At 33.0% G+C, this 24594-nt stretch carries 28 protein-coding genes and 2 tRNA genes; 11 read left to right on the top strand and 19 right to left on the bottom strand.

The genetic code is table 11. The features are described from left to right. The first annotated feature begins 5 nt into the window (after positions 1–5). From N4A45_07255 to N4A45_07270, 4 genes are all read left to right on the top strand, one after another. Positions 6–77: transfer RNA gene (locus N4A45_07255), tRNA-Glu, on the top strand. Between the two features lie 38 nt (positions 78–115). Next, positions 116–187, top strand: a tRNA-Glu gene (locus N4A45_07260). Positions 188–206: 19 nt separating this feature from the next. Further along, positions 207–458 (top strand): 30S ribosomal protein S20, encoded by a 252-nt coding sequence (gene rpsT, locus N4A45_07265; GenBank protein MCT4665014.1) that lies wholly within the window; start codon positions 207–209, stop codon positions 456–458. Positions 459–581: 123 nt separating this feature from the next. Then, a complete protein-coding gene (locus N4A45_07270; protein MCT4665015.1) occupies positions 582–1271 on the top strand; it encodes an ABC transporter ATP-binding protein in 690 nt (229 codons plus the stop codon). Here N4A45_07270 and N4A45_07275 read toward each other — a convergent pair. From N4A45_07275 to rplS, 4 genes are all read right to left on the bottom strand, one after another. After that, a complete protein-coding gene (locus N4A45_07275) occupies positions 1266–1496 on the bottom strand; it encodes a ferredoxin (GenBank protein ID MCT4665016.1) in 231 nt (76 codons plus the stop codon). The genes N4A45_07270 and N4A45_07275 overlap by 6 nt on opposite strands. Then, on the bottom strand, positions 1493–2737 hold the full coding sequence (locus tag N4A45_07280; GenBank protein MCT4665017.1) for a U32 family peptidase: 1245 nt from the start codon (positions 2735–2737) through the stop codon (positions 1493–1495). The genes N4A45_07275 and N4A45_07280 overlap by 4 nt, the downstream gene beginning before the upstream one ends. 185 nt (positions 2738–2922) lie before the next feature. Further along, on the bottom strand, positions 2923–3390 hold the full coding sequence (locus tag N4A45_07285; protein ID MCT4665018.1) for an META domain-containing protein: 468 nt from the start codon (positions 3388–3390) through the stop codon (positions 2923–2925). Positions 3391–3491: 101 nt separating this feature from the next. Further along, positions 3492–3836: a 50S ribosomal protein L19 gene (rplS, locus tag N4A45_07290; protein MCT4665019.1), complete on the bottom strand. Its 345-nt coding sequence runs from the start codon at positions 3834–3836 to the stop codon at positions 3492–3494. A gap of 242 nt (positions 3837–4078) precedes the next feature. Between rplS and N4A45_07295 the strand changes: the two genes are divergently transcribed. Beyond that, positions 4079–4774, top strand: coding sequence for a nitroreductase family protein (locus N4A45_07295; protein ID MCT4665020.1), 696 nt, complete (start codon positions 4079–4081; stop codon positions 4772–4774). Continuing rightward, positions 4775–5518: a biotin--[acetyl-CoA-carboxylase] ligase gene (locus N4A45_07300; GenBank protein MCT4665021.1), complete on the top strand. Its 744-nt coding sequence runs from the start codon at positions 4775–4777 to the stop codon at positions 5516–5518. It begins immediately after the preceding gene. Here N4A45_07300 and coaE read toward each other — a convergent pair. The 7 genes from coaE to N4A45_07335 form a co-directional block, all read right to left on the bottom strand. Then, complete coding sequence (coaE, locus tag N4A45_07305; GenBank protein ID MCT4665022.1) at positions 5478–6068, bottom strand: dephospho-CoA kinase; 591 nt, start codon at positions 6066–6068, stop codon at positions 5478–5480. The two genes, N4A45_07300 and coaE, sit on opposite strands and share 41 nt — an antisense overlap. Continuing rightward, on the bottom strand, positions 6058–7050 hold the full coding sequence (locus tag N4A45_07310; GenBank protein ID MCT4665023.1) for a hypothetical protein: 993 nt from the start codon (positions 7048–7050) through the stop codon (positions 6058–6060). The genes coaE and N4A45_07310 overlap by 11 nt, the downstream gene beginning before the upstream one ends. Positions 7051–7099: 49 nt before the next feature. Further along, positions 7100–7378: a preprotein translocase subunit YajC gene (yajC, locus tag N4A45_07315; protein MCT4665024.1), complete on the bottom strand. Its 279-nt coding sequence runs from the start codon at positions 7376–7378 to the stop codon at positions 7100–7102. A 78-nt stretch (positions 7379–7456) separates the two neighbouring features. Then, the gene (locus N4A45_07320) at positions 7457–7960 is read right to left on the bottom strand and encodes a DUF1573 domain-containing protein (protein MCT4665025.1); all 504 of its coding nucleotides are present in this window, start codon (positions 7958–7960) and stop codon (positions 7457–7459) included. 161 nt (positions 7961–8121) lie between these two features. Then, the gene (locus N4A45_07325; GenBank protein MCT4665026.1) at positions 8122–8625 is read right to left on the bottom strand and encodes a DUF1573 domain-containing protein; all 504 of its coding nucleotides are present in this window, start codon (positions 8623–8625) and stop codon (positions 8122–8124) included. 107 nt (positions 8626–8732) lie between these two features. Next, positions 8733–11168 (bottom strand): endopeptidase La, encoded by a 2436-nt coding sequence (lon, locus tag N4A45_07330; protein MCT4665027.1) that lies wholly within the window; start codon positions 11166–11168, stop codon positions 8733–8735. A 116-nt stretch (positions 11169–11284) separates the two neighbouring features. Further along, positions 11285–11683, bottom strand: coding sequence for a group III truncated hemoglobin (locus N4A45_07335; GenBank protein MCT4665028.1), 399 nt, complete (start codon positions 11681–11683; stop codon positions 11285–11287). A 248-nt stretch (positions 11684–11931) separates the two neighbouring features. On the opposite strand from N4A45_07335, the gene N4A45_07340 reads away from it, so the two are divergent. Then, entirely contained in the window at positions 11932–12498 is a 567-nt protein-coding gene (locus N4A45_07340; protein ID MCT4665029.1) for a helix-turn-helix domain-containing protein, read from the top strand. A 101-nt stretch (positions 12499–12599) separates the two neighbouring features. Then, positions 12600–14060, top strand: a complete 1461-nt coding sequence (locus N4A45_07345; protein MCT4665030.1) for a trypsin-like peptidase domain-containing protein — start codon at positions 12600–12602, stop codon at positions 14058–14060. Between the two features lie 245 nt (positions 14061–14305). Here N4A45_07345 and N4A45_07350 read toward each other — a convergent pair whose 3' ends face one another. The 7 genes from N4A45_07350 to N4A45_07380 form a co-directional block, all read right to left on the bottom strand. Further along, entirely contained in the window at positions 14306–14896 is a 591-nt protein-coding gene (locus tag N4A45_07350) for a hypothetical protein (GenBank protein ID MCT4665031.1), read from the bottom strand. 255 nt (positions 14897–15151) lie between these two features. After that, entirely contained in the window at positions 15152–15727 is a 576-nt protein-coding gene (locus N4A45_07355) for a YdeI/OmpD-associated family protein (GenBank protein MCT4665032.1), read from the bottom strand. A gap of 69 nt (positions 15728–15796) precedes the next feature. Next, positions 15797–16837 (bottom strand): glutaminyl-peptide cyclotransferase, encoded by a 1041-nt coding sequence (locus N4A45_07360; GenBank protein ID MCT4665033.1) that lies wholly within the window; start codon positions 16835–16837, stop codon positions 15797–15799. A gap of 1 nt (position 16838) precedes the next feature. Further along, positions 16839–17687, bottom strand: coding sequence for a hypothetical protein (locus N4A45_07365; GenBank protein ID MCT4665034.1), 849 nt, complete (start codon positions 17685–17687; stop codon positions 16839–16841). Beyond that, positions 17687–18601: a ribonuclease Z gene (locus N4A45_07370; protein MCT4665035.1), complete on the bottom strand. Its 915-nt coding sequence runs from the start codon at positions 18599–18601 to the stop codon at positions 17687–17689. Before N4A45_07370 ends, N4A45_07365 begins: the two co-directional genes overlap by 1 nt. A gap of 272 nt (positions 18602–18873) precedes the next feature. After that, positions 18874–19392, bottom strand: coding sequence for a DUF1573 domain-containing protein (locus N4A45_07375; protein ID MCT4665036.1), 519 nt, complete (start codon positions 19390–19392; stop codon positions 18874–18876). A 101-nt stretch (positions 19393–19493) separates the two neighbouring features. Then, positions 19494–20186 (bottom strand): zinc metallopeptidase, encoded by a 693-nt coding sequence (locus N4A45_07380; protein MCT4665037.1) that lies wholly within the window; start codon positions 20184–20186, stop codon positions 19494–19496. A gap of 309 nt (positions 20187–20495) precedes the next feature. On the opposite strand from N4A45_07380, the gene N4A45_07385 reads away from it, so the two are divergent. From N4A45_07385 to N4A45_07395, 3 genes are read left to right on the top strand one after another with little or no spacing between them, the layout of a single operon-like run. Continuing rightward, complete coding sequence (locus tag N4A45_07385) at positions 20496–20768, top strand: DUF2089 domain-containing protein (GenBank protein ID MCT4665038.1); 273 nt, start codon at positions 20496–20498, stop codon at positions 20766–20768. Then, positions 20765–21340: a hypothetical protein gene (locus N4A45_07390; protein MCT4665039.1), complete on the top strand. Its 576-nt coding sequence runs from the start codon at positions 20765–20767 to the stop codon at positions 21338–21340. Before N4A45_07385 ends, N4A45_07390 begins: the two co-directional genes overlap by 4 nt. Positions 21341–21343: 3 nt before the next feature. After that, positions 21344–22747: an alpha/beta fold hydrolase gene (locus N4A45_07395; protein ID MCT4665040.1), complete on the top strand. Its 1404-nt coding sequence runs from the start codon at positions 21344–21346 to the stop codon at positions 22745–22747. A 37-nt stretch (positions 22748–22784) separates the two neighbouring features. Here N4A45_07395 and N4A45_07400 read toward each other — a convergent pair whose 3' ends face one another. Then, entirely contained in the window at positions 22785–24539 is a 1755-nt protein-coding gene (locus tag N4A45_07400; protein MCT4665041.1) for an ABC transporter ATP-binding protein/permease, read from the bottom strand. Between the last annotated feature and the right edge of the window lie 55 nt (positions 24540–24594).

Consider the following 24594-nt stretch of genomic DNA (forward strand, 5'->3'; position numbering starts at 1 on the left):
AAAACGGTCCGTTCGTCTAGGGGTTAGGACTCATGGTTTTCATCCATGCAACAGGGGTTCGAATCCCCTACGGACTGCTATATTTTACAAAAGAACAACAAACTAAACTAAAAACGGTCCGTTCGTCTAGGGGTTAGGACTCATGGTTTTCATCCATGCAACAGGGGTTCGAATCCCCTACGGACTGCTAAAATTGATTAAACAAAATGGCAAATCATCAATCAGCTAAAAAGAGAGTAAGATCAGATAGAACTAAATATCTTAGAAACAGATATTATCACAAGACTACAAGAAATGCGATCAGAGACTTGAGAGCAACTGAAGACAAAACTGTAGCTTCAGAAATGTTACCTAAGGTAGTTTCTATGATTGATAAATTAGCTAAGCGTAATATTATTCATGATAATAAAGCTTCTAATTTGAAGTCTAAATTGATGACTCGCGTAGCAGCACTATAAGCTATAGCTAAAGTTTGAGAAAGTATATAAGCTGAAATATCTTTGATATTTCGGCTTTTTCTGTTTATTATTGTTTTTATGTTTCAGGTAGATCATTTAACTATTCAATATACAAATCGAGTCTTGATTCAAGATTTGAGTTTTTCTTTAAAGTCTGGAGAAATACTTACGATCTTGGGGAAAAATGGGGTAGGGAAAACCTCTTTATTGAAAAGTATTTATTCAAAGAAATACCAGAAACACTTTTTGTATAAAAAAAGAAATTTAGATCGATACTCTATTCAAGATCTCTCCAAGACTGTTGCCTATTTAATTCCCAATAGTGTTCCTGTTTTTGATATGACAGTTAAAGACTATTTAGCATTAGGAAGATTGCCTTATCAAAAAGCAGAAGTCTTTAATAAAAACCTAGAAGAGTATATCAAATTATTAGCCCTGGGATCTTACCAAGAAAAATCGATTTTGACCTTGAGTAGTGGGGAGTTTCAAAAAGTGCAAATTTGCCGCTGTTTAAACCAAGAAACGCCTATTATCATCTTAGATGAACCTACTTCTTTCTTGGATTTCCCATCTAAAATTGAGTTTTTTAAAAATCTGCAAAACATTTGTAAACAAAAGGGTAAAATAGTCATTATGACAAGCCATGATATTGATTTGGCTTGGAAATTTTCTCACCGAACTTTGTTGCTAGACGGAAAAGGAAAAAGCGAATTTGTAGATTCAAAAGAATTAGAAACAGGTCATTTACTGAATCTATTTTTTGCAAATGACCATTTTGATTTTCAGTCAGGTGGAAAAATGAAAATGTTATAAATGCTTTACCGTAATGATATTTACGGGGCAAGCTTCAGCAGCCTTTTCACAAGGATCTAAGATAGAAATATCATGAGACTTTATGGTGTGAAAACCTTTTTTATCCTGAGATTTTAGCAAGACTGTTTTACCATCCTTTTTGGACATCTGAAACTGTTTGGGTGCCATTTCTACACAATAATTACACCCAATACATTTTTTTCTTTGTAAAGAGACTACAATCATTCGTTGGGAACTATTTTGTATAGTTTGTCAGACATACGGATTCTAAAATCTAAAGGAATGGTTACCGAATCCCCTTTTTTTGCAGATTCTTGTTTTTGGTCGTTCACCAACATTTCTGTCAATTCAAATTCTTGAGCACCAGTTGTAGGACCCGTGATGAGTAATTTGTCTCCTATTTTCATATCAAAAGCATCGAGTTTAAACTCACCAATTTTTGCTTTTGGGAAATAGTGAACTCCTTTTCCAATATAGACTTTTTTCTGTGTGGCATGTGAACCAGAAGAATCAGACCATTCTCCAAGTTTCTGACCCAGATAATAACCATTCCAAAAACCACGATTATACACTTTTCCAAGCTCGATCATCCAGTCTTGGGTTTTTTCAGGATCGTAGCTTCCGTTTTCGTAAGCTGTGATTGCTTCTCGGTAGGTTTTAATTACATTGGCAACATATTCTGGGGCTCTTCCTCTACCTTCTATTTTTAGAACCTTAACTCCAGATTCAATAATCTGATCCAAAATATCTATGGTACATAAATCCTTTGGAGACATCATATATTCGTTATCTAATTCGATCTCAAAACCAGATTCTTGATCAATAACCGTATACTTTTTACGACAGTTTTGCTTGCAAGCACCTCTGTTTGCAGAAGAATTATGAGAATGTAAGCTTAGATAACACTTTCCAGATACTGCCATACATAAAGCTCCGTGCCCGAAAATTTCAACTTCTACCAAGTTCCCATTTGGACCTTTGATTTGTTCTTTTTCGATTGCTTCTGTGATTTTTTGAACTTGTCTGAGTGAGAGTTCTCTACTTAAAACCATCGTATCTGCAAAATGCGAATAAAATTTAATGGTTTGAATATTGGTGATATTCAATTGTGTAGAAATATGAACCTCCATTTCTAGTTCTCTGGCAAGAGATATCACTGCTTGATCAGCGGCAATAACAGCAGTAATTCCAGCTTCTTTTGCTTTTTCTATTAAGATTCTGATCAAAGATAAATCATGATCATAGATAATGGTATTGAGGGTGAGATAAGATCTTACTTGCTTTTCTTCACATCGTCTAACGATTTCAGGAAGATCATCCATGGTAAAATTGATACTCGCACGAGCACGCATATTTAATTGATCTACACCGAAATATATTGAATCGGCACCGTTATCTAATGCAGCTTGCATGGACTCAAAATTCCCTGCAGGAGCCATAAGCTCAATGGAACCATTAACTGTCATAATTATCTTTCTTTTGGTTGATTGTCTTTACGAACCTGCAAATTTAACCCAATTGATGGAGATTGTAAAGATAATAAATTAAAAAGCCCTTAAAATAGTTTTTAAGGGCTTATCTAGTTCCGGATAATCTTCAAAAAATGGTGAAATATGATTTACCACTTGTTGTAAAAATTGTGTGGTATTATTTATTTTTTTGAGAATCGAGCAATTTCTTTTCTGTCTGAGTTTTTGAAGTATAATTCATTACCTTTTATCTCAAATTTGATTTTATTGTCAAAAATTTGAAAGAATTTATGTTCTTCTAATCCACTTGGTGGGCACATCATTCTGGTAACGCCTACACCTTTAAACTCAATTTCATTTGTATTTATCGCATAGGTTCCAAAGAAATTATTACAAATGCCTTTTCCTTCAATTTTTTTACTGTTTGCATCAAAAGACATTTGTGGAGTATCGGTAAGCGAAAGTTCTAGTTTTTTCTCATTAAAATGCGTCAACATCCATTGCTTGTTTTCCAATTGATTTTTAGAACTGCTCTCTGTGTTTTTTTCTGTTTTATTGATGCTATTTGTTTGTGATACTTTTTCTTCATTTGTTTTACAAGAAAAAAGCGTTAGGCTTGCTATAACTAAAAGGATAAGGATTTTTTTCATGTTTATATTTTTTTGATAAAGATAGTATTATATACAAAAAAGCACTTCTTAATTCGATAAGAAGTGCTTTTTTTGAGTCTATTATAAGTAGTGATAATAAATTATCTCTTTTGCTTAATTCTAGCTTTTTTACCTTGAAGTCCTCTAAGGTAGAAAATACGAGCTCTACGAACTTTACCTCTTTGGTTCACGGTGATTTTCTCAATGTTTGGAGAGAATACAGGGATAATTCTTTCAACAGAAATTCCATTTGAAATTTTACGAACAGTAAAAGTTTCAGTACTTCCAGTACCTCTTCTTTGAATAACAGTTCCTTTAAAAGACTGGATTCTTGTTTTAGAACCTTCAGTAATTTTGTAATCAACTGTTACAGTGTCTCCAGCTCCAAATTCTGGTAATTCTGCTTTGTTTGTGTAAGTGTCTTGAACGTAACGAATTAAATCCATAGCGTTTTGTTTTCGATTCCCAACATTCACGTTTTGGTGTCAGCGGTTGAGAGGTTAATAATTAAGTTCGGACTGCAAAAGTACATATTTATTGTTGATTAAAGTGTTTTTTTAAAAATGAATTTGTAAGAACAATTAGGTAAAATAAATTACAGAGCTCAAGTTAAAATTCTATTTGATGCACATAAGTATTTATTTTATGAACGTATTTTTTTCTATATTAGACAAAAATAGAAAGATAGATGAAAGAACAGGAAGATTATATTATAGAAGGTGGTTTTCGTCATAACCGTTTTACGCCAAGATCTTTTTCTAAGGAAGAAATGCTTACAAAAAGTCAGGAGTTTTATGAAGAAATGAAACAACGAAAGAGTATTCGTTTTTTTTCAGATGAAGCTGTGGATATACAGATTATTGAAAATCTTATCAAGACGGCAGGTACTGCTCCTAGTGGTGCAAATAAACAACCTTGGAAGTTTTGTGTAGTATCAAATCCTGAGCTCAAAAAGGAAATAAGAATAGCTGCTGAGAAAGAGGAGAAACTGAGTTATGAGAGTAGAATGAGTGATCGTTGGCTAAAGGATTTGGCTCCTTTGGGTACTGATTGGCAAAAGCCATTTTTGGAGATTGCTCCGTATTTAATTATTGTTTTCAAGGAAAATTATGGATTGGATGAAGCGGGGAATAAAACGCAAAATTACTATGTAAATGAATCTGTAGGTTTGGCGGCAGGTTTTTTGATTTCGGCAATTCACCAAGCGGGTTTAGTAACGCTTACTCACACGCCAAGTCCCATGAAGTTTTTAGCAAAAATTCTTAAAAGACCCAAAAACGAATCACCTTTCTTACTTTTGCCTGTGGGTTTTGCTGCCGAAAAGACTTTTGTGCCTAGTATCAGCAAAAAACCGATAGAAGAAATAATGATATCTTATGAATAAATGAAGATACAAGAACTCAAAGAAGTAGTTTCTACCAACGATTATATAAAGACGCATAAAACGCAGTTTCAATCTGGAGATTGTGTTTATGCTATTAAACAAACAGGTGGTAAGGGGCAGAGAGGGAATACTTGGCAATCCGATGGAGGAAAAAATATAACGGCAAGCATTTATTTGTCTTGGAAATCTCAAAGGGTTAAAAATCCCTTTTCAGTGTCTCAGCTTGTTTCTATTGCATTGATGTCTGCTTGTAAACGATTCATGCCTCAGTCTCATTTGACTATTAAATGGCCAAACGATTTATATGTAGATGATAAAAAAATAGGTGGAATTCTGATTGAAAATAGCAATTTCGGAGAAGAGCTTTCTGATTCTATTATTGGATTTGGAATTAATATTAATCAAACAAATTTTGAGTTTCTTGATCGGGAAGTCACAAGTTTTAAGTTGGAAACTGGGAAAGAATACACTATATTAAATGTGCTTACCGAGTGTGTTACAAATATTAATGAGGCGGTTCAAATGGGAATGGTGCATCATCATCAAAACCTAAATAATATCTATCATAGACATTTGTATTTAAAAGATATTCCTGCAACTTTTGAAGATAAAAGAGGAACTTTTTTTGGAAAAATTAAGGGCGTAAACAGTTGGGGGCAATTAGTTATAAAGTCTAAAAATGGATTAGAAAGAATTTATAATCTTAAAGAGGTGAAGTTGCTTCCAGAGTATGAAGAATCTTAAGAACTTGAGGAATGATTAGTTCTTGGTTATTGTGGATGATAAAGTCAGATTTTTCTATCCGTTCTTGATCTTCTATTTGGTTGTTGATACGAGCAATGACTTCCTCATTACTTGTGAGGTCTCTTTTTATTACTCTTTTTATCCTAATGTCTTTTGGGACTAAAACAGAGCATATTTTATCTACCGAAGTATCTCCAATTTCTATCATTATAGCGGCTTCTTTTATGCATATTTTATGATCTTGCTTCGTGAGCCATTCCTGAAAATCTCGTCTTACTCTTGGGTGTATAATCGCATTGAGTTCTTTGAGTTTCTTAGGGTTGTTAAAAACAATTTGAGCTAATTTTTTTCGATTTATTTGTGCATTTGTGAAAACATTAGAACCAAAAACGTCTTGAATTTCTTGTAAAACAATTTTTGAATTCAAGATTAATTTTGCACGATCATCTGCATAATAAACAGGAAAACCCATTTCTTGAAATACACGGCAAATGGTTGATTTTCCAGATCCAATACCTCCTGTGATACCTAATACCATTTTAGTTTTCATCTTCTATAATTAAATATTCTACGTCTTTGGGTTCTATATGTAAAACGGTGGTTTCTAATGGAGCAGAGCTGATTTCCAAAGGAAGGGATTCTCCCCATTTTTTGGAAGAAGGTAATAGTAAATTTACTCGAAAATCACTAGAATTTACTTGCTTAAACATCTTTGAAGGAACAGAGATTTTTAAGGTAGTCTGGGTAGGAAACAATTGAAGTTTTTGTTCTGATGGATTATGAATTGTTACCAAGAGGTCTTTTTCTACATAGCGGTCTAAGAAAATATTTAGTTTTACCACAGGGTTTACTGTGTTAAGAACAAAACCTTTATTTTGAATATCCAATGGAATTTCGAGCTTAATATTTTCTTGAAAATCGGTAAGGGAAACTTCTTTTGTGAATATCTTTTGATGTTTTAATACGGAGTCTGGATGTTCTAGAACAATAAGATATTTAGGGGTGATGGTTAAGCTATCTACTTTATAACCTTTTTTTGTGAACTCTTCCGAAAATTTTACTTCAATAGGAATTTTGTGAGCAACTTTTTCGGTTATATCAAACCGTATTTGCTCTTTAGAATACCCTACGATAGCAATATTGTTGAGGATTTTTGGAAAAAGCTTTAATACATTCTTTCTAACAGACCAATTACAAACGCCATCATGACATTCGAGTTGATCAAATTCAAATTCTTGTTTTTTAAAGGTGAAAAACTTCAATAAAAGAATCCTAAAACCCGATGCTTTTACTGTTAAAACAAGGTCTTTTGGAGCTTGATTTCCCTCTATCAAATGCGTATTAGGAATATTGCCTATTTCGAGTTTGAAGAGGAAGTTTTCTTGGTAGGTTTCAGAGAATTTAATGAGTCCCCAGAGAATAAATGCAATGACTAAGCTACTCACATAAGCTTTATTAAAAAGTTTTTTGAGTGAGTTGAAATAGTGATTTAAACGGGATTCTTGCATGTTTTCTCTCTTGACTTTTTTCAAAAGAAAAACCATTTGACTTATGTGCTGTCAAATGGTTTTGAATTAAATATTATTTTTTTTCGTCTGGTCTTGCAGGCATTCCCATTAAGGCACTTTTTTCTACCTTAATTTTTTGTCCGCTTTCTACTTCCAAAATAACATTGGTGTCGTTTACAGAAACAATTTTACCATGAATTCCACCGATAGTAATTACTTTATCGCCAGATTTAATATTGTCTCTAAATTTCTTTTCTTCTTTTTGTTTTCTCGCTTGTGGGCGAATCATAAAGAAATAAAATACTGCAAAAATTGCAGCAAACATCAATAACTGAGTCGTTCCTCCTCCCATTGTTTGTGTGTTTTTAGAAAAAAATCCGATGAAATAAGTACTTCATCGGATTTCTTTATTGATTTTGAATAAGGTAGCTTATTTCTTTGCTGCTGGTTTTGCCGCTGCAATATTTCCTTCTACTCTCAATCTTGTGATATTAGGAGTAGTGTTGGCTGTAATAGTTACCGTTTTCATTTGCTTGTTAAGCTTTCCTCTTGAGTTAAATGTAACGTTCAATTCTCCAGATTCACCTGGTGCAATTGGCGTTCTTGTATAAGTAGGAACTGTACATCCGCAAGATCCTTTTGCGTTTGAGATAATTAATGGTTCAGTACCCGTATTTTTGAACTTGAATACATGAGATACAGATTCACCTTGTGTGATGTCTCCAAAATTCCAAACTGTATTTTCAAATTCAAATTTAGCATTACCTGTTGCTTCTACAGCTTTTGGCTTTACTTGCGGTGTTTGCTTCTTTACTTCTGTTGCTGCTTTTGTAGCATCTTTCTTTGTTGCATCAGCGGCTTTTTCAGATCCACATGAAACTGTGAACAATGCCAACCCGGCAATAATCGATGTCGATAAATACTTTTTTATCATCTTATTTTTCGGTTTGTAATTTTTTGTTTTGATAATAGTCTCACAAATATAAACACTATTCGTGTTTTTAACAATCTTATGCTTTGTTTTTCAGTTTAAAAAGGGTGAAAAACTTTATATCCATCATATTTTATGTGATTTTTTCAAGCTCAAAGCCTTGTTTATTTATTGTTTACAAAACCTTTTAGTCTTAAAATTGTTTTCCCAGGTTGGGTATTAGCTGTGATTGTTACTTGTTTGTTTTGATTATTTGATCTCCCGCTCGAATCAAAAAATACAGTAATCCTGCCTTCGGATCCTGGGGCGATAGGCTTATGATCATATTGAGCTGTGGTGCAGCCACAGCTTCCTCTGGCATCTCTTATGATTAAGGGTTTTTTACCTGTATTTTTAAAGGTAAATATTTTGCTGATTTTTTTTCCTTCGGTGATGGTTCCAAAATCCCAAATGGTTTCTTTAAACTCAAACTTTGCTCCCGTACCAAAGAGCAAAGCTTTCATTTGATTTCTTTGTTTTTCAACTTGAATTTGTTCAGGAGTTTTTTGTATTTCTGTCTTAGGTTGGATTTTTTTCTTGATTCTTTTTCTAGGCTTTTTGTCCTCACAAGAGGAAAAGCTTATGATTATTAAGAAAGAAAGAAGGCATGTTATTTTCTGGTAAAACATTTTTTTGTTTCTATGAATATGATAGGTAAAGTTAAAAAAAAAAGACCTCCAAAATAAATTGTTAGTTATTTTGGAGGTCTTAATCTCAGGATATATTAAAAGTAGATTTATCCTAAATCTTTTTTATCCTCAACATCTTGGTTGGTTATTGCTATTTCCAAAACCTCAGACATTTTATCAACAAAATGAAATTTTAAACCTTTTAGATAACGGTCTTCTATTTCTTCGATGTCTTTTCTGTTTTTCTTACAAAGAATTATCTCTTTGATTCCAGATCGTTTGGCTGCCAATATTTTTTCTTTGATTCCTCCCACGGGTAATACTTTTCCTCTTAAGGTAATTTCCCCGGTCATGGCGAGATCTTTTTTCACTCTTTTTTGTCTCAGTAAAGAGATTAAGGATGTAAGCATGGTAATTCCTGCACTAGGACCATCTTTTGGAATTGCACCTTGTGGTACGTGAATATAGAAATCATTTTTACTCAAGAGTTCTTCCTTTACTCCAAGTTTTTGGGCGTTGGATTTTATATAATTGAAAGCTATTTGTACACTTTCTTTCATAATGTCTCCTAAATTTCCTGTCATAGAAATTTTTCCATTTCCTTTAGAGAATGAAGATTCTATCATTAAAATATCTCCCCCAATTTGCGTCCAAGCAAGACCGGTAACTACTCCTGCAACTTCGTTGGATTCGCTTTCATCTTTTTCAAAGATTGGATGTCCAAGGTATTCAACGATAAGATTTTGGTCAAGTTTTTCAACCTTTTTATTATCTATCGCAATTCTTTTTACCAATTGTCTTACCAGCTTGGCTGTTTTTTTCTCTAATCCACGCACTCCAGATTCTGCTGTGTAGGATTCAATAATAAACTGCCATTGTTTTTTGGAGAGTTTTATATGATTCTTTTTAAGACCGTGTTCTTCCAGTTGTTTTGGTAGGATATGCCTTTTCGCAATTTCGATTTTTTCTTCAACAGTATATCCTGTGAGCTCTATGATCTCCATTCGGTCCCTTAGTGCTGGTTGAATAGTGGAAAGACTATTGGCTGTAGCAATAAACATGACCTTTGATAAATCATAAGGAACATCAAGGTAATTGTCAGTAAATTCAAAATTTTGCTCAGGATCTAATACTTCAAGCATTGTAGAAGAAGGGTCTCCGTGAGAATCTCGTGAAATTTTGTCAATTTCATCTAAGATAAATACAGGATTACTGCTTTTTACTCTTTTAATACTTTGGATAATTCGCCCAGGCATGGCTCCAATATAGGTTTTTCTATGCCCTTTTACTTCTGCTTCGTCTCGCATTCCTCCTAAAGACATTCTGATATATTGTCTGTTTAGGGATTTAGCAATAGAACGTCCAAGAGAGGTTTTTCCTACACCTGGAGGTCCGTATAGACAGATAATAGGAGATTTCATATTCCCTTTTAGCTTGAGAACGGCCAAATGTTCTAAGATTCTTTCTTTTACTTTTTCGAGTCCAAAATGGTCTGAATCTAAAGTTCTGGAAGCTTTTTTAAGATTGTAATTATCTTTTGTGTATTCTCCAAATGGTAGATCCAGTAGTGTTTCAAGATAGTTTCTTTGCACATGGTATTCTGCCATTTGAGGGTTTGTTCTCGAAAGTCGATTGATTTCTTTATTAAAAACTTCTGCAATCTCCTTAGACCATTTTTTGCCTTTGGCTCTTGCTTTCATATTCTCTATTTCGGCTTGGTTTGGATTTCCTCCAAGTTCATCCTGAATAGTTTTTAGTTGTTGATTTAAGAAATACTCTCGTTGTTGTTCGTCTATACCTTCTTTAACCTTGTCTTGAATTTCTCTTCTTACAATAACACTTTGGTATTCTTCAGAAAGGATAATCAAAGCTTCGTCTGCACGCTCGGTGAGGTCTTGCATTTCAAGTAATTCTTGCTTTCCTTCAACCGTGATATTAAGATTTGTACACACAAAATTGAGTAATTGCTCAGATTGTTTGATATTCTTTAGGGCAAAACTAGCTTCTTGTGGTAATTGTGCTTCCGAGATGATATTCATAGACATTTCTCGAATACCGTTTACGAGATTTTCAAAGTTTGCTTCATCAGAAATAGTTTCTGCATTACAATAAAAAGCTTCACCAGATAAATAGGGTTCTTCTTCTGCTACCAATACATCCACCTTATGATTTGCCTGAATTACGGCCATGGTGCTACCGTTAGGTAATTCAAAAACACGTATTACTTTAGCAAGAACACCACGTGTGTATATATCATCCTTCTTCGGTTCGCTAACTTCGGCATCTTTTTGAGAAACTACGGCGATTATTTTATCGCCTCTTTCGGCATCTTCCAATAATACTTTTGACCTTGCTGTAGAAACAGAAATAGGAAGCGTAACTCCAGGAAAAAGCACAGTATTTTTTAAAGTAAGAATCGGTACTTTTTCAGGGATCGTGATTCTTTCTGTCATTTCGGGCATATCCGAAACTGAAATCATGGCAGGCATATCTCCCATTTCGTCTTCCGTAAAAAAAGCAGGTATATCTCGTTTTTTCTTCATCTAATTGAATTCAAGTTATTTTTTCTTTGAAATTGGATGTTTTCAAAGAAATACTGCTACCAAGATTCAATCCTTATGCCATTGTCTATTTCTGCCCTTTTGACAGAGTTTTTTCATTAAGCTTCTGTGTTACGATGATTGTAAATATCCATAAACAAGAAAGTGGACATATTACGAGCTTTATTTTTTGCTAAAGTGGCAATTTCTCCCTCAAAAAGAGCATCTACTATCAGAAACCAATTGTTCATCCAGTGTCCAAAATCTTCTGTACTTATGCGGTTTTCAAAATGCTTATCTACTTTTCTGTGTGCTTCAAGTGGATTTCCTCTAAAAGTGTTTTTCTGTAATAAATGTGATTCCCAAAAATTGGTCAGTTTTTCTTCATGATGTACCCAAGCTTTTTCTCCCACAATCATTTTGTTGAAGTAAAAACCAATTTTTTCATCTTGACGAATATGTTTATAAAAAGTGCTGACCAATAAGGCAATATCTTCTCTTGTTTGAATATCTTTCATAGTTCTTTTTTTTATACAAGGTAAAGGTAATAATTTAGTAAAAGATATGTATATCTTTTTTTATCATTGGTCTTTTTGGAAATTACATCATAAATGGTATAACTGTATTTCGATAATGAGTTAATTGTCATTATGAATGCCTGATAATGTTGTGAACCAATAGAAGATGTCATAAAGGTGTCATGAAAAAGTCGCAGTATTCTATCGGAGCTATTTCATAATTTTGTGAAATAAATTTTGATAAAATTATGATGAAAGAAATAGGAAACGATATTAAGGAAATTAGAGAAAAAAAAGGCATATCTCAAGATCGTTTAGCCAGCTTATCAGGATTGAATTTACGTACAATTCAAAGAATCGAAAAGAATGAAACGAAACCTCATGGTAAGACACTTCAGTTATTATGTGAGGCTCTTGATGTGAACATAGAGGAGTTTATGAAGGAAGGTAAAATAGTGGATAAAAATTTTCTAATTATTTTTCATTTATCTGTCTTAGTTTTCATGATTATACCTTTGGGAAATATTATTTCACCCCTGATTTTATGGATTTATAAGAGAGACAAAATCATTGGACTATATGAAACAGGCGTAAACTTGTTAAACTTTCAGTTGCTTTGGTCTATTATTGCTTTTATACTTTTTGTTTCTTCTCTTCTATTGAAAATTTTACACTTGCCATATTCTAGTAGTTTTTTAACGGCTTTTATGATCCTTTATTTCTTGAATATTCTATTGTCAATAATAAGTGCATTACGTATAAAAAACTCAAAAAACACACAGTTTTATCCTAAGGTTTTAGGTGTTTTTTCTTAGCGTTTTATCATTAACCTACCTTAACGGTCATTTAACGTTCATTCATAAAAATCTGCATGCAATTTGCTTTTTTATATTCATCAATTAAAAAAAATATTTAGATGAAAGATACACTAAGAATCGTATTGGCAGCAGGAGTAGGAGCTGTTTTTGCAGTGGGAGCAAACAACTATTATCAATCTACTAATAGCACCAAAGAAATTGTTCAAAAGGAAATAATTGACACGCCCATTAATCCTATTATAAAAAGGGTAAATTATCACCCAAATATTCAAAAAGGGAGCTTTGTAGAAGCGTCTAAGAAAACGATGGATGCGGTAGTTCATATAAAATCAAAGAAAAAAGGAACAAAGAGTTCTTTTGGCTATAGAAATATCCCAGATCCTTTTCGTGATTTTTTTGGAATTCCGCACCGCCAGGCACCTTCAAATTCAGATGAACTTATGCCCATTGGTTCGGGTTCTGGGGTGATTATCTCTAGTGATGGATACATTGTTACCAATAACCATGTGATTCAAGATGCAGATGAGCTAGAGATTACTTTAAACAATAATGAGTCTTTTATTGCAGAAATTGTTGGAACAGATCCCAGTACAGATTTAGCTTTGCTGAAAATCAATCAAAAAAAACTAAAACACCTTTCTTTTGCAAATTCTGATGAGGTGCAAGTGGGAGAGTGGGTTTTGGCTGTTGGAAATCCATTTAGATTGAATTCCACGGTTACTTCGGGAATTGTGAGTGCCAAGGCAAGAAACATCAATATCCTTAAAAATAAAAATGCCATAGAAAGCTTTATACAAACTGATGCTGCCGTGAATCCAGGAAATAGTGGAGGCGCTTTGGTAAATACCTTTGGAGAACTTATCGGTATAAATACAGCCATTGCTTCAAATACGGGTTCTTATACGGGATATTCTTTTGCAATCCCTGCCAATATTGTATCCAAAGTGGTGAGAGATTTAAAGGATTTTGGGATTGTGCAGCGTGCCTATATTGGGGTGTCTATTCAAAATGTGAATGCTACACTGGCAAAAGAAAATAATTTGAATGATGCTACGGGAGTTTTTATCAACAATGTGGTTGAAAACGGTGCTGCAGATGAAGCAGGAATGAAAACTGGGGATGTGATTAAATCTGTTGATAATCAAAAGGTGAAAACTACAGCCCAACTTCTTGAGGTTATAGGTGCAAAAAGACCTGGAGATCAAATTTCTTTGGCAATTGAAAGAGCAGGGAAAAACCAGATAATCCAGATGACTTTAAGAAATAAAAATGGAGAAACTAAGGTAGTAAAAAAATCTGATAGAAGTATCCAAGAGCTTTTAGGAGTAGAATTAGAGCAAGTAGAAAAAGGAGTGAAAATCAATAAAATTCTCGAAGGTTTAGTTGCTAAGAAAACAGAGATTCAGGAAGGTTTTGTGATTACCAAAATTGAAGGGAAAAAGATGGTGAAACCAGAAGATATTGATCGGGTTTTAAAAGGAAGAAAAGGCGGAATACTTATAGAAGGTTATTATCCTGGATATGCTAGTAAATATTATTATGGTTTAGGTTTGAATTAGTTTCCTAAAGGGCAAAAGCTCAAATTAAAATAAGTTTTATTACTCTAGAAAAGTCTCGTTTTATTAGAACGGGACTTTTTTAATGGGTATTCTCTCTAAATTTTTATATCAATCGCAAGATTTGAAATAATTATATTTTTCAATGTCAATAACGGTGCATCCTGTAATACTCTTCTCAATTTCTATGTGAAAATTTATATAATCATCTTCAGAAATATCATCTTCAGAAACTAATTTAAGTAGTATTACCTGCTCTCATTTAAAGTTTCTAATTCTGCTTTCATGCGTTTTCCACAATTAGTTAATTCTTCAATCATTTTAGGGTCTGTTTTTGTTGAAATTATTTTGTTACTAGCTATTTTTTGGAATACGTTTTTGTCTCCAAAAGTAATTTTATAGATCGTATCAGAATAGGTCATTTTATTTGGATCAAATTCAAATTTTTCATGAGGATATTTTTTGTCGTATTTTCTCCATTGTGCAAAATACTGTCTGTACTTTATTTTAAGTATTTTGTTTCCACTCCAATATACTTTTTTACTTGAGAATCCTAATTCTGCATTATATTTTGAGTCAATTAGTTTTAATTCATTATTGTAATAATATCCAGTAACACCGCCGCCACAGGTCGACATACTTGGATATGATTTTTTAAGTAGGATTCCGTTTTCAAAAAGTGAGTCAATTTCATTTACAATAAAATTGGCTGATTTTTGTTTTAGATTATTCTTTTCAACCAAATCAGGTTTTAGTTCAACAAATTCTTTCTTTTCATTTCTACATGAAGAAAAAATACTTAAAGCAATTGATATGCCTGCAAAAAAAAGCGTTCTCATTTTTTGAAAAATTTGTAAACAATGTCTCCGATGTAGAGAATAAACCATGAAAATAGAGCTATAGGTATAGATCCAATTAGAAATACGAGTAGCGATCTGGAGGCGTACCACCATTTTATTTTTTCAATATTTTCATTTGGACTATTAAGCTCTTCAAAGCCAAATAAAATTAGTAAAAACTGTAAAATCCCTAAAAGACAAAATCCAATAGAGAACCTGATGACAAATGATTTTATGTTTAGATTCATTTCTATACTATCTAAATTGCTTTGGTTTTTGGTTTTGACTTGCGTTTTCTACAATTTCTACAATTCTTTTTTGTCTTGTCTCTTTTCGTTTAGCCGAAAATACCCAATACAATAAACCCTTTTTAGCAGACTTACTTAAACTGTCAAAATAAGTAATTGAACCTTCGTGATTTGCAAATTCTTCTTTTAAGTCTTCCGGTAATATAAGGGCTTCAACTTTATCCAAAATTGTCCATGAGCCATTCTCTTTCGCTATTTCAATGCTTTTATAGCCTTCTTCTGTCATAAGTCCTTGGTCAATTAAAGATTTGACTTTGTCTTTATTTACTTTAGACCAATTACTTTTTGCTTTTCGTTTACAGAAATATTGTTTGTACTTGTAGTCATCTATTCTCTTTTTTGTACTATCAATCCAACCAAAACAAAGCGCTTCATCAACTGAATCACTCCAGCTTAGATTATAATTTGGTGATTTTTTCTTATGAAAAATAAGCCAAATTGCCTCTTTTTCTAGATGATTTAATGCTAACCACGTTCTCCAATCTTCTTTACAACTTGGGCAGTAGTCCTCAGCATCTTTCATATTCCACGGTTGATTAATTGATTGATAACAGAATTGATTTAAATCGTTTGAAATGCAGTACAGAAATCATTATTCAATCTCAATATGATAGAGATATTTCCAATTTTTCCCTGTGATGTAGAGTTCATTTTTTTCCTTATGGAAAGCAATCCCATTTAAGGCTTGTTCTCTTTCTGATATATTCTCTTTTGCAAGATCTGTAAAATCTATAAATTGTTCTACTTCACCTGTTTTTGGATTGATCACTACAATATAATTTTGAAGATAAATATTGGCATAAATTCTCCCATTAATCCACTCTAATTCGTTTATCATATTCGGAAATGCTTGGTGAGTTGCCACAGGAATTTCTTCAATTTCTCTAAAGTTTTTTGGGTCTATTTTGTAGATAGTGCTACTTCCATCACTTTTGTATAAAAACTTACCATCATTACACAGTCCCCATCCTTCTTTACTTTTTCCATAAGGAAATGTATTCAAGAGTTTAAAAGAAGTGTCATACACAAAACCATGCCCAGCTTTCCAGGTAAGTTGGTAGATTTTATCATTCAAAATGGTAATCCCTTCTCCAAATTTTGATTTAGCAAGATCAATACTTTGTGTTGCTTTCCCTGTTTTTAGGTCGATTTCCATGAGTTTACTTTCGCCATACTGTCCTGTTCCTTCTATCAATTTGTCACCATAGAATTCTAGTCCTTGTGTGAAAGAAGTGGCATTGTGAGGATAGCGGTTTACTACTTTGTAGTTGCGTTTTTTGGGCGCTGTTTTTGAGTAAATAAAGAAATTTTGTTTTTTGCTAAATTTTCTTCCGTTTGCAAATATTTTAATATCAAAAACCCTATTTCCTACTTTATTGTTGTTGTTTTGAAGGGTATAGAATTCGCCATTTTTGGTGATTTCTACTCTTTTTCCTATATAGAAAACTTGCAGAGAATCAAAAGGTTCACCGATATTTATGAGTTTTATTTCAGGGGATTCGCCTTGCTTTAGATATTGTTTTTTTACAACAGTTTTCCAACCAAATTTTTTCTTTTTTGCTCCTTGATCATCACAAGAAATTGTAAGTGTAAGTATGGCTAATAGAGCTGTGAAAAAAGTATTTTTCTTCATTTTAATGTTCTTTTTTATCATGGTAAGCTGCTAGTCCATCCATAGGACTTTTGATTATCTTGTTTATTTTAAGGTCATATTTTTGGGCTACATTTTTTAGTTCATTTTGAAAATGAAAAGCCACAGAACCCATTATACGCACTTCTTCATTTTCCTTTATATTAGGAAGGATATGAAGTTTTACAAAGGTAGTAAAACAAGTATGCAATAAGCGATTTGTATAATCTTGATTTGGAAGTTTTTTTAATATTTCACAAAAAGAAGCCAGAAATATTTGAGGATTTTTTTCTTGGTACACTTTTTTAAGAATAATTGCTCTGTTGAGAGAAAGTTCGTGGCTTAAAAAATCGATATTTTCTTGTGGCATATTTTCATATACAAAATCATTTATTAATTGTTTTCCTATAAAAGCACCACTTCCTTCGTCGCCCAATATATATCCTAGTGAGTATTCTTTTCCTTTAAAAGAATGATTTGAATAATAGCGAAGATTCATTCCTGTACCCAGAATTCCTATCCATCCATTTTTGTTTGAAGGATAGAGTGCATACGCAGCAGCAATTAAATCGTTTTCTACCAAAATATCTGTGTGACCAAAAGTTTTTTTCAGACTTGTAATCATTATTTCTTTAGTCTGATCATTGATTCCTGATCCATAAAAATAAATCGCTTGAAGCGTATCAATTTCTAATTCGTTTTTTACTTGATCTAAAATTGGAAGGATTTGGTCTTGCGTGTGATAATTGGGATTAAATCCTTCAGTAAAAAAATCTATAGATTCTTCTGAAATAGAACGCCAATGTCCTTTTGTGGAACCAATATCTGCAATTAGAATTTTTCTACTCATCATTAAAAAATAAATTTTGAACCTTCTGTTGCTAGTTCAGTATTTTCAAAAACCGTTTGAGCTTCTGCTTTATGCGGTTCTAGGTCATAATATCTTGAAGAAAAATGTCCAATTAGAAGTTTTTGAGCACTCGACATTTTTGCTATTTCACCAGCTTGTTTTGCAGTAGAATGCTTGGTTTCGAAAGCCCTCTTTTCTAGATCATGTAAAAACGTAGCTTCATGATAAAGCATAACTACATCCTGAATTAGAGGTACAATCTCAGGTTTATATACTGTGTCTGAGCAGTAGGCGTAAGATGAAGGTTTGTCGGGATCTAATGTAAGTTCTTTGTTGGTGATGATTTCCCCGTTTTCCATTTCAAAATCGGCTCCTTTTTTTATGGCTCTTCTGGCATAAATGGGAATCTCAAAATCTCTCAAAGCTTTGGGATTAAGTTTTCTTTCGCCTATTTTTTCTCGAAAAATAAAGCCTGTTGTTTCTATTCTATGTTCTAAAGGAAAGCTTTGGATACTAATAGATTCATCTTCAAACAGTGTTTGTGGTGTTTTTGGGTCGGTAGGGAAAAAATGCAGAGGAAAAGACCATTGAACTCTCGATACTTTTTTTTGTAAATCCAATAAAGCTTCTAAGTCTTTGGGTGCATATAGTTCTACCGCTTTGGTTCTATTGTTGAGACTCATGGTACTGAGGAGTCCAAATAAACCTAAATAATGATCTCCATGAAGATGGGAAATGAAAATTTTGTCAATTTTTTGAAAACTGAGCTTATATCGCCTCATTTGGGATTGAGAGCCTTCGCCACAATCTATTAAGAATGTTTTGTTTCGGAATTTTAAAATCTGTCCTGATGGGTTTCTATTAGAAGTGGGTGTGGCAGAGCTGCTTCCTAATATATTGAGTTCAAAAGATTTCATAGGATAGGGTTGGTTTTAATCTAAGAAAAAGAGGAAAATCAATCAGAATTAATGCAATCAAATAGATAATACAATTTTTATTCTTAATCTTCTGATGATAGAATGAGTAGTTTGATGTCTATTACTACTCATTTATAACTGTATTTATGGTTGATATTTAGCAAAGTATCGGAATGATACAGAGAGTAAATTAACACCATAAAGGGCAATAACTTGTTGGGTAAAAAAAAACATCCGCAAAAGCGAATGTTTTTATTTTTACATAAAAAAGTTTAGCCTTTTTTACTGCTTACTCTTACAGGTGCAGGTCTTGTAGCAGGGGCTTTTGCTCCATTACTAGAAGGTGCCATCATGCTTTTAGTTTTATTCTTGTTTAGAAGATTTACAGAATTTTGGCTTGGCTTTGCACCCACTTTACCTTTTATTTTTAAGAAAGATCTAGATTGCCCAGCGGTATTTCCTTTTGCTCCTACTGTACTGTTACTAGTAATCGTCACGGATTTTTGAAAGTTTCCAGGACGTTTTGTGTCATACTTTACCATTACAGAATCAGACATTCCTGGCATCAATGGGTCTTTGTTTACCACAGGAACCGTACATCCACAAGAACCTTTGGCTTTTGTGATAATTAATGGTTTTTTTCCAGTGTTTTTATAAACAAAGTATGTGGTACCGTTACCAGCATAATCTATTGTACCGAAATCATGCACAGTTTTTTCAAAACTAATAACTTGTGCCATGCTCATTCCTGCAAAAGCAAGAAAAAATAATGAGAGTAATGTTTTTTTCATCTTAGATAGATTTATCTTCACAAATATAATTGCTTTATTTTAAATACTAAGGATTCTTTTGTTGAGAATTTTAATCAAAAATCAATCAAAAAAATCACTCTTTAGTTTCTATTTCCACCCATAAATCGTGCCACATAGTAGAGAAGTGTTACCACCGCTGCTATAGCTGAAACAAGGTAAGTTCTTGCGGCCCATTTTAGAGCATCTTTTGCTTTTTCCATTTCAGAATGACCTGCTAATCCGCTCATTTGTAGCCAAGCCAAAGCTCTGTTACTCGCATCGTATTCTACAGGAAGTGTAACCAATGCAAACAAAGCAATCATTGCCTGAGCGATAATAATAATTCCTAAAACGATTTGTAAATTGAATCCTAATGCAAATGCCCCAATAAAACCAACAATCATCACAATATTCATGATCTTTGAAGAGATGCTTACAAAAGGAACCAGTTTTGAACGCATTTGTAACCATTGATAACCTGTAGCATGCTGAATAGCATGGCCGCATTCGTGAGCAGAAACAGCAGCAGCGGCTATATTTCTTCCGTGATAAACTTCTTCACTGAGATTCACAGTTCTGTTAGCAGGATTGTAGTGATCTGTAAGAGTTCCTGGGGTACACGTTATTTGAACGTCAGAAATGCCTTTGTCCATAAGCATTTTTTCTGCAATTTCTTTACCCGAATAACCGGAACTCAAGGGTTCTTGACTGTATTTTGCAAATTTTCTCCTGAGTTGTCCGCTCACTACAGAACCAAGTAAGGCGAAAAAACCTAAAATAATGTATAATAACATATTGTTTAAATTTTGTTTTTAAAGTTAATAGCGATGTTTGAGAATACTCAAATATCAAACCATTCAAATTTCTAAAAAAAATATGTCAGAATGAAAGAACCCAACTAGAATTCCTCGTTAAAATCTGTCAAATGTGCAGTTTTGAATGTATAATAGGAAAATTTATGATGAGTTTGTAATGAGTTCATGAAAGTATATTTATTAAAATGTATTTTTTATTGGTATTATTTAATATTAGTTTAATAAAATTGAATTAATTATTAATATAATTTAAAATATTATTATATTTGTCAAATAATTATTAGTAAAATGCAAAAGAAATTACCAATTATTTGTCCAAGTTGTCAAGATGGATTGGCGGTTAGTGAATTGAGTTGTCACCATTGTGAGACCAAGATTTCAGGAGCCTTTCCACTTCCTGCTATTTTAAAACTTAATGGAGAGGAGCAAGATTTTGTTCTTGATTTTGTAATGTCTGGCGGTTCTTTAAAAAAAATGGCAGCCAAAATGAACAAAAGTTACCCTACTGTTAGAAATGTTCTAGATGACATTATTGAAAAACTTGAAAATCAACAAAAATGATCAAAAAATTACTAAATCCTATTGGAGTATATCCATCTAATTCATTATTTGTACTGGGGCTTTTGTCTCTTGTGGTATCTACATATTTGGCAACTGTTTTTTCGGTAAGAATGGATGGTGTTTTGGATCTTCATGTTGTTTCAGAAGTCAGTATGGAAGAAGGATTTTCAGACGCGATAATTAATGTACTCAGTTTATTCATCTTTTTGTTTGCTTTTGGTAAATGGTATAATCCTGCCACCAGAGCGATAGATATTTTAAACACGGTATTAATCGCTCGAATTCCTTATTATTTTTTGATGCTTTTTAATCTCAATAATCTTCTCTATAATTTAACGGAGCCTTTGGCTAAAAACCCAAAAGGTGCTTTGGAACATCTGGATTCAAATGCCTATATTTTTCTCGGCTTGTTTTCGCTTTTTGCGATTTTGCTTTTGGTTGTTTATCTCATTATTCTTTTTCGTTCCTATAAAGTTTCTGTTAATGGGAAAGGAAACCGATTTATCTTATTTTTTGCTTTGTCTATTATTTTGGCAGAAATATTGTCTAAAACTATTATAAACCTACTATAAATCATGAAAAAAATATTCACACTAGCGTGTTCTTTACTCGCTTTTTTATCATTAAATGCTCAAGAATTACGAGGTCTTTGGAAAGGAGATTTAGTTTATGGAGATCAGGAAATCCCTTTGCTATTCACTTTTCCAGAAGGTGATGAAAAAGGCTATGTAGAAAGTCCTACGCAAACAACAGAAAAGTATGAAATTACAAAATTCACCTTGGATGATGGAGCCATTTCAATTGAAGTGAAATCTTTGGGTTCTAAATTTGAAGGATTTGTGGAGCAAGGAATTATTGAAGGAGAAATTTTTCAAGGCGGAATGACTTTTCCAATGGAGCTAGTTTCCACAACAATGGATGAAGTTTACCCAAGACCACAGACTCCTAAAGCACCTTTTGAATACCAAGTAGAGGAATTAAAAATACCCGGTGCCGAAAAGGAAATCACACTCGCAGGTACGCTTACTTTACCTAAAGCTGAGACGTATAAAAATCTTGCAATTCTTATCACAGGAAGCGGTCCGCAAAACAGAGATGAAGAGTTGATGTATCACAAGCCATTTATGGTTATTGCCGATTATCTGACGAAAAATGGAACAGCTGTTTTTCGTTATGATGAGCGTGGAGTAGGGGAGTCTTCAGGAGATTTTTCAACGGCTACTTCTTTTGATTTTGGAGCTGATGTTTTGGCTATTGTTGATCATTTTTCAAAAGATAAAAGATTTCAAAATGCCTCTATTGGTCTTATAGGTCATAGCGAAGGTGGAATGATTGCACCTTATGTTTCAAATAAAAATAAGAATATAAAATATATCGTGTTAATGGCAGGAACTGGAGCAGAAGGTTATGAAGTGATTTTGGATCAACAATCTAGAATTTTAAAGGCTCAAGGAAAACATTCAGATCAGGATATAAAAACAATGGAGCAAGTAGGGCGTAGGATTTTTGAATACTTTAAGAAAAATAAAGATTCTAAGAATATTGAAAAAAATCTAAAGGAATACATCAGAGAAATGTATGAAGCACATAAAACAGTAATGGTTCCCATGGGAGCAACAGCTGAAATGATGGCAGAATCTACTACAAAACAATATTTAAGTAATTGGTTTAGAGAAATGCTTTTCTATAATCCAGGGCCCGTACTGGAGATGCTTCAAGTTCCTACTTTGGTTCTTCAAGGAAGTAAAGATTTGCAGGTGAGTGAAGAACTAAATATTCCGATCATAAAAAATGCTCTGAAAAAATCTAGTGTTCCTCATAAAATACAAGTCTTTGAAAGTTTAAACCATCTATTTCAACATTGTGAAACGGGATCTGTAGAAGAATATATACAGATCGAACAGACGATTTCACCTGAGGTTCTAGAGGTGATGTCAGAATGGATTTCCAATACAAAGTTTGAAAGATTAACAAAGTAGAGATTTTTAAGCCAATAAAGTCTTATTGGAGAACGTTCTAAGTTTCCTGCTGAGATTGGTAAACCTCTTTATAGTGCCCATCAAGTTTTAAAAGTTCTTGGTGGGTTCCTTTTTCTATAATTTTACCTTGGTCAAGAACAATTATTTGATCTGCATGTTGTACAGAAGATATTCTATGGGAAATAATAATAGAAGTTTTATCTTTAATCCATTTTTGAAGATTCGCAATAATTTGATGCTCTGTTTCCATGTCTACAGCAGATAATGAATCATCCAAAATTAATAAATCGGGTTGTTTCATCATTGCCCTTGCAAGCGATATTCTTTGTTTTTGTCCTCCCGAAAGACTGATACCTCTTTCTCCTATTTTGGTATCATATTGTTCTTTAAAATTCTCAATATTTTCGTGTACCACAGCCATTTTTGCAGCTTCGATAATGTCATTTTCCTGAGCATTTTCTACACCAAATGCAATATTGTTTTTTACCGAATCTGAAAAAAGGAAAACATCTTGAGGAACATAAGCTATATGATTTCTTAGCCCATAAAGATGATGATCTTTAACTTCCTTATTGTTGAGGTTAATTTCACCGTTTTGAATATCAAAAACTCTACATATCAATTGAGCTATGGTGGTTTTTCCAGATCCAGTTTTACCGATAATTCCTAGTGTTTCACCTTTTTTAATTTTAAAGGAAACCCCTTGAAGTGCTTTCACTCCAGAATGAGGGTAGGTAAAATGTACATTTTTAAACTCTACATCACCTAAAATGCTTGTTTTTTCCTTGGCGGTATTTATGATGCTCGGTTTGGTTTTTAAGAATTCATTGATTCTTTTTTGAGATGCTGCCGCAGTATAGGTAATAGAACTCACCCACCCAATAGAAGCCACAGGCCAAGTAAGCATATTTACATAAACTAAAAAAGTAGGAATACTACCCAGAGTAATATTGCCCAAAATAGCTTCTTGTCCACCAAAGTAAATAACTGTCAGGTTAGAAATTCCGATTAAAAGAATCATTAAAGGAAAGAAAAGAGACTGTGTTTTAATAAGACTTACTTTATCATCCTTATAGTTTTCATATCTTTTTTTACTGGCGGAAAACAAAGTATCTTCTAGTCCATAAGATTTAATAAAACGAATTCCAGCAAATGATTCTTGGCTTATATTGGAGATTTTTGCTAATGATTCCTGAACGAGCAAGCTTTTTTTATTGATTTTATTACTCACATAATAAATGGTAAAAGCTAAAATGGGCATAGGAATTACTGTATAAAGAGTAAGTAACGGACTTACCGAATACATTCTCCACACCACCAAGGCAATCATAATGACCAAGTTGATGGAATACATAACTGCTGGTCCTAGAAACATTCTTACCTTAGAAACATCCTCTGAGATTCTATTGATAATATCCCCCGTTTTATTTTTGATATAGAAATTGCTTTCTAATTTTTGGTAATGGGTATAAATTTCATTTTTGATATCAAATTCAATTTTTCTAGAAGTCACATTTACTGTTTGACGCATCAAAAAAGTAAAAAACCCTTTTAAAATTGCCGCTCCCAGAATTACTCCGCTATAGGTAATTAATAAAGATTTAAAACCTTTCATATCGAGGTTATCTTGATTTGACAAGTTTAAGTAGTTTGTGATTTCATCAAAGCTTTTACCGATAAATTCTGGAATAATAACAGAAAATATATTGGAAATCAATATAAATACCACACCTAACAGTAGGGGGAGTTTATATTTAATGAAATATTTTTTTAGATAGAGTAGCTCCTTCATATTTTGGTAGAAAATTGCTAAAAATAATGTACTTTTGCGAAGCTAAAATAATAGC

The sequence above is a fragment of the Flavobacteriales bacterium genome, assembly GCA_025210805.1.
GTDB lineage: Bacteria > Bacteroidota > Bacteroidia > Flavobacteriales > CAJXXR01 > JAOAQX01.